Origin of the sequence: Okeania sp. SIO2B9 (assembly GCF_010672505.1) — a bacterium.
GTDB classification, from domain to species: Bacteria; Cyanobacteriota; Cyanobacteriia; order Cyanobacteriales; family Microcoleaceae; genus Okeania; species Okeania hirsuta.
Map to the genome: position 1 here is coordinate 1 of NZ_JAAHGK010001204.1, position 2,346 is coordinate 2,346.

Annotated in this window: 2 protein-coding genes; both read right to left on the bottom strand. The window is 37.8% G+C overall.

Annotated features, from left to right (window positions below):
- A partial coding sequence (locus F6K13_RS28945) for an Hpt domain-containing protein (protein WP_287289272.1) occupies nucleotides 1-388 on the bottom strand: 388 nt, incomplete at its 3' end.
- 118 nt (nucleotides 389-506) lie between these two features.
- Nucleotides 507-2,346: methyl-accepting chemotaxis protein (locus tag F6K13_RS28950; protein ID WP_287289274.1), on the bottom strand; the 1,840-nt coding region annotated here is incomplete at its 5' end.

A 2,346-nucleotide genomic window follows, 5' to 3' on the forward strand; every position in this document is an offset into this window, starting at 1 on the left:
TCTCTTGAAATACCGGCTCTAATTTTTCTAGTTTAGTTTTTTCTTCCTTTTCTGTTAAACCAGAGTTGGAAAGTTGTTCTAATAAGTCTTGTAAAGTATCTAAAACACTTAAATATAAAGATTCTAATTTATTATCTACTTTAATGGAAGTTTCTCTCAGGATTTTAAAACTATCTTCTAATCTATGAGCAATATTTCGTACACTATTAATTTCTAACATAGCAGCCCCACCTTTAACAGAATGAGCCGCTCTAAATAATTCGTTTAATAGTTCTCGATCTGCTATAGTATTTGGTAAGTTTAATATTCCATGTTCTATAGTATTGAAGTGGTCTTTTGCCTCCTCAATAAAATAGCCCATAATTTTTTGTGTTTGTTCTGTTTGCATATTTTTTATAGTTCTGGATTCAACGGGATATTTTTTCAACTACTAACTTTTGTTTTGCATCGATTGAAAAATATGCTGATAATTTATTTGTTCACATACGTTCATTAATATTTTGACTTTATTGATCTGCTGGATCTACTCGGAAACGTTCTACTGAAGTCAATAAATCTCGAGCAATACCCACTAAATTTTGTAGCGAGCTATAAACTCGTTGAGATTCTTGAGAAGTTTCTTGAGCTGTCAATTCTACTGCCTGCATCACCTTTGATACTGATTGAGCCACTTCATTTTGTTCTACTGTATCTGCAGCGATAGAACGTACTAACACATCAATTCTTGTTGTAACTTGAACAATATCTTCCAGAGACTGCTTTGCTTCCTCTGCCAACTCCGTTCCTTTAATAACATGCTGAGTTGCTTCTTCCATTCCAGTCATCACCCCTCCTGTTTCAGTTTGAATTTGCATCACTGTGTGTTCTATATTCTTAGATTCTTTAGCTGATTTATCTGCTAACTGTCTGACTTCATCTGCTACTACTGCAAATCCTTTGCCTGCTTCTCCTGCCCTAGCTGCTTCAATACTGGCATTCAATGCCAACAGGTTTGTGCGAGAGGCAATACTAGAAATTGAACCTACAATCTTAGAGATTTCCTGGGTAAACTCTGATAAACGCTTCACTCTTCGAGTTGCATCTGCCACACCTTCTCTGATTTGCAAAATACCAGCTACGGTACGGTCTACTGTCTCCCCTCCTTTCAATGCTAAAGCTGCTGCAGACCTTGCTACATCTTCAGTTTCGCGAGCGTTTTCAGCCACCCTTTGAATAGCATCGGTCATTACTTGCACAGACTGTAGAGTCGCTGCCAACTCTTCTGCTTGTCGCAAAGCATCTGTAGATAAACCTTGAGCAAAAGTCGCACTATCCATAGAACCCCTACTCACTTTTTGAGCAGCTTCTTTTACCTGATGTACAATTTCCCGCAAATTTTGAATTGTTAAATTAAACGAATCTGCTACTGCTCCCAACACATCAGCTGTAACTTCTGCACTAACAGTTAAATCTCCACGAGCTGCTCCTTCTACATCATCTAGTAAACGAATCACCTGCCTTTGTAAGTCTTCTTTGGCTTGTTCATTTTCTTCTGCCTTCCTTTGAGCATCGGTGTAAGTTGCCTGAATAACCTTAGCCATGTGGTTAAACTTGGCAGCAAGTTTGCCAAATTCATCTTCTGAATAAACTGTTGCTCTAGCTTTTAAGTTGCCGTCAGCAATAATATCGAATTGAGTATGTAAATCTTTGTTAGCTCTTTCTATTTGCTTTGTTGTGAGACTACCAAGACCATAAGCAGTTAAAAAGCTACTGATTCCTGCGATACCTGTCATAATCCAACCAGTGCCACGCAAATAAGAAATTACTTCTGTTTTTTGTTCTTGATACGCTCTGTAGGAAACAACATTACTGACAAAAGCTACTACAATTAAGGATACTAGTCCTGTTCCTATGGCTGTGTATAGTTGTTTTGTAGATAGTGAAGCATTTTCCCAGAATGCCAACCCACCTTGTTCAACCATTACAGTTGTATCTACTGCCTCTCCTTTAATTTTACTGAAGGTTGGGAGTTGATTATCTATTGGGATAGTTTCTTCATTATCAATTGCGCTACGATCAGTTCTGTTGTCAAACAAGGCTCCTGTTGTACCACCTACCACCATTCCTGTGTCCATTGCTTCTATATTATTAGATGCTGCAGTACTCATATCGGGAGCTGTCATATCGGTCGGCATTTCCATCTCATCAGTTAGAGACTCATACTCTTCAAAATCACCAAATTCATCATCTTCTAGAAAACCATTTGCTTTTCTACCTTTAGTATTTCCTTCTTCATCTATATCAAAAGCTTCGCTGAATCCTGCTTCATCAAATTCATTGATCTCAAAACTATCCAGTTTTTCTAGA